This window comes from Acidisphaera rubrifaciens HS-AP3 (assembly GCF_000964365.1).
GTDB lineage: Bacteria > Pseudomonadota > Alphaproteobacteria > Acetobacterales > Acetobacteraceae > Acidisphaera > Acidisphaera rubrifaciens.
The window spans coordinates 1-3,087 of the sequence record NZ_BANB01000395.1 but is presented as its reverse complement, the minus strand read 5'-3'; the positions used below and the strand labels follow the sequence as shown (position 1 = coordinate 3,087).

Below are 3,087 nucleotides of genomic sequence, written 5' to 3'. Positions count from 1 at the left end.
AGCGCGGCCGCCGAGGCGATCCTGCGCGGCGGCGGGAAGCTCGACCTTTCCTGACCGGCGGTCGCGAGGGCAGGTTCGGTCCGACCGGACACAACCCCTGGATGTGTCGCGTCGATCTCCCGGCCGGTCGCCGGAGCGTTCAAAAAAGCGCGATCACCCGGGGCGGGCGGGTGCGGCGATCAGCGGTCCTCGTCGTCGGGATGACGGAGGTGCCACAGCCGCTCGTGCGCCGCGACGAGGCTTTCCATGTTGCGGCGGCGGGTGCCGTCCGGCGTCTGCGGCCGGCGGGTGAGCATCATCTCCAGCACCTGAAGAAGATGCTGCGCCACATCGTAATCCGCCTGATCGCAGGCATGATGGAACGCGATCAGGATCTTGTCCGACAATCGACGACTGTACCGCGGCGCTCCGCCCGCGCTTTCACGGCCGGCTGTTTCTTCGGACTGGTCCAATAGCAGGTCTGCTTCGTCGTTTATGGACACGGGGTGCGTTCCGTCACCAGTTTCGTCACAAAACGAGCCGCTCGACAAGCTAAGCCGTAAGCAGGCACGCACAGCATGGCGCGGCTTGCTATCGACCGATCATGTTGATACGACCATCAACAAACAACCGGAGGTTATTTGCCTTCCGGTGATACTAACTGCCCGCGGGTAGTTTCATTACTATTTCGTTATCTGATCGGTAATTCGCTCGCGCTTTGGTGAGCGAATACGGGTGTCACCCGCCGGCCACAAAGTCGTCCGGCCATCCCGGCGATGGCGCGGGCCGGTCGAAACAGAGAGCGGGGCGGTTGGTCGTCCGGGCGGGGCCGGCACGGTGGCCGGCCCCCGGGGACGTTCAGGCGGCGATGGCCATGCGTGGGGCGCTCAGGCGAACGCGTCTTCCCACGTGCCGCTGGTCGCCGCCTTGCTGTATTCCGTCGCGCGGTTCTCGAAGAAGTTCGCATGCTCGACCGCGTTCAGCATGTCGTCGAGCCACGGCAGCGGGTTGCGCTCGACATGGAACAGCGGGTTCAGCCCCAGCTGCTGCAGCCGGCGGTCGGCGATGAAGCGGATATACCGCTTGACCTCCGCGGCGGTCAGCCCCTCCACCGCCCCCTGTTCGAAGGCGAGGTCGATGAAGGCATCCTCGTGCTCCACGATGGTGGCGCAGGTGAGGTAGATGTCGCGCCGCAGATCCTCGGTCCAGATATCCGGATTCTCGTGCACGAAGGTGCGGAACAGCCGGATGACCGAGATGCAATGCAGGCTCTCGTCGCGCACCGACCACGAGATGATCTGCCCCATCCCCTTCATCTTCCCGAAGCGCGGGAAGTTCAGCAGGATGGCGAACGAGGCGAACAGCTGCAGCCCCTCGGTAAAGGCGCCGAACGCCGCCAGCGTCTTGGCGATGTCCGCGCGGCTCTCCATGCTGAAGCCCTGCATGTAGTCGTACTTGTCCTTCATCTCCTTGTAGCGGAGGAAGGCTTGGTACTCGATCTCCGGCATGCCGATGGTGTCGAGCAGGTGCGAATAGGCGGCGATGTGCACCGTCTCGATGTTCGAGAACGCCGACAGCATCATCAGCACTTCGGTCGGTTTGAACACCTGACTGTAGTGCTTCATGTAGCAGTTGTTCACCTCGACATCCGCTTGCGTGAAGAAGCGGAAGATCTGGGTGAGCAGGTTGCGCTCGCCGTCCGTCAGGTTGCGGTGCCAGTCCTTCACGTCGTCGGCGAGCGGCACTTCCTCGGGCAGCCAGTGCACCCGTTGCTGCGTCAGCCACGCCTCATAGGCCCACGGGTAGCGGAACGGCTTATAGACGGGGTTCTCCGTCAGCAGGTCGAAGCGCACCGGATGCTCGTCACGCGCGGGCAGGCTGCCATCCATATAAGAGTGTCCTCGTGCTGCGCCGGCGGGCGGCCGGGGCGGGAGTTTATTGCCGGGCGCGAGTCGGGCAGACTCCTCCTCGTCATCCGGCCGAACCTTACATGCAGCTCATCAGCGCCACGCCCAGCCCCTTCGCCCGCAAGATCCGCATCATCCTGCACGAAAAGGCGATTCCGTTCGACCTGCGGACCGAGGTGCCGTGGAACGAGGACACCACGCTGCCCCAGCATAACCCGCTGGAAAAGCTGCCCGTCCTCATCCTCGACGACGGCACGACGGTCTATGAATCCGCCTTCATCGCGGAATGGCTCGAACGCCGCCATCCCCACCCGCCTCTGCTGCCGCCCGACGACGACGGCATCCTCGCGCACAAGCGGCTCGAAGTGCTGGCCGGGGGGGTGTGCGACGCCCTGGTGCTGATCTTCTTCGAACGCCAGCGGGCCCCCGACGCCCGCAGCGCGCCGTGGCTCGCCCGCCAGCAGCGCAAGGTGGACGGCGGCCTCGCCGAGACGGCGCGCCTGATCGGCGACGGTCCGCATGCCGTGGGCGACCGGTTCGGCCTCGGCGACATCGCCGCCGGGTGCATGCTCGGCTATCTCGACCTGCGGCTGCCCGCGCTGGACTGGCGGGGCCGCCACCCCGCGCTCGCCGCCTATTACGCGCGGCTGGAGCAGCGCCCGTCCTTTCGCGCGACGCGGCCCGTCGCGCAGGCGATCGACGCCGGCGTCGTCTGACCGGTCAGCCGCAATCGGTGCGGCCGGTCGCGATGCAGTCAGTGCGGTGGATCAGGGCGAAGAAGCGCGGATAGACGAAATACCCGCCGGCCAGCAGCGCCGCGATCAGGGTCAGGACGATCAGCGGCACCCAGTCGGGACGATTGGCCATGCGCCTCTCTTGCCGCCGCGTGACCGCCGGGACAAGCCGGGAGGAGGACAAGCGGGCGACGCCCGTCAGGCGCCCTCTCCCTCCGCCGCGGCACACAGCGCCGGGATGTGGCGGTCGAGCTGGAAGAAGCCGCGTCCGCACTGCGGCCAGGCCCGCGCGTCCCATCCGCGGCGCAGCATGGTGACGCCGATCCCGGACGCGGCGATCAGATCGGCGGTGCCGCCCACAGGCGCATGCAGCGCGACCACCGGCAGCGCGACGTCCCGCGCCCAATCCGCCAGCGCCCGATCCGCCGGCTCCCCCGGGCCGAGCCGGGCGACGGGCAGGCCGTATG

The 3,087-nt window shown here is 67.1% G+C and carries 4 protein-coding genes and 1 pseudogene; 1 reads left to right on the top strand and 4 read right to left on the bottom strand.

Annotated features, from left to right (window positions below):
• Positions 1 to 179: 179 nt before the first annotated feature.
• Together B8460_RS11725 and B8460_RS11720 are read right to left on the bottom strand one after the other, a co-directional pair.
• The gene (locus tag B8460_RS11725; RefSeq protein ID WP_048861784.1) at positions 180 to 476 is read right to left on the bottom strand and encodes a hypothetical protein; all 297 of its coding nucleotides are present in this window, start codon (positions 474 to 476) and stop codon (positions 180 to 182) included.
• A gap of 390 nt (positions 477 to 866) precedes the next feature.
• Positions 867 to 1,868: a ribonucleotide-diphosphate reductase subunit beta gene (locus B8460_RS11720; RefSeq protein ID WP_048861783.1), complete on the bottom strand. Its 1,002-nt coding sequence runs from the start codon at positions 1,866 to 1,868 to the stop codon at positions 867 to 869.
• Between the two features lie 101 nt (positions 1,869 to 1,969).
• Between B8460_RS11720 and B8460_RS11715 the strand changes: the two genes are divergently transcribed.
• Positions 1,970 to 2,602 carry a glutathione S-transferase C-terminal domain-containing protein gene (locus B8460_RS11715; RefSeq protein WP_048861782.1) on the top strand — a complete coding sequence of 211 codons (633 nt, stop codon included), beginning with the start codon at positions 1,970 to 1,972 and terminating at the stop codon, positions 2,600 to 2,602.
• 4 nt (positions 2,603 to 2,606) lie between these two features.
• On the opposite strand, the gene B8460_RS21905 is transcribed toward B8460_RS11715, so the two are convergent.
• Both B8460_RS21905 and B8460_RS21900 read right to left on the bottom strand, forming a co-directional pair.
• Positions 2,607 to 2,753: a hypothetical protein gene (locus B8460_RS21905; RefSeq protein WP_158322819.1), complete on the bottom strand. Its 147-nt coding sequence runs from the start codon at positions 2,751 to 2,753 to the stop codon at positions 2,607 to 2,609.
• 65 nt (positions 2,754 to 2,818) lie between these two features.
• Positions 2,819 to 3,087, bottom strand: a pseudogene (locus tag B8460_RS21900) (hypothetical protein); the annotation flags it as partial.

Bases quoted from the DNA above. Each gene is read 5' to 3' on its own strand.
- B8460_RS11720 (WP_048861783.1), bottom strand. From the start codon at position 1,868: ATGGATGGCAGCCTGCCCGCGCGTGACGAGCATCCGGTGCGCTTCGAC.
- B8460_RS11715 (WP_048861782.1), top strand. From the start codon at position 1,970: ATGCAGCTCATCAGCGCCACGCCCAGCCCCTTCGCCCGCAAGATCCGC.
- B8460_RS21905 (WP_158322819.1), bottom strand. From the start codon at position 2,753: ATGGCCAATCGTCCCGACTGGGTGCCGCTGATCGTCCTGACCCTGATC.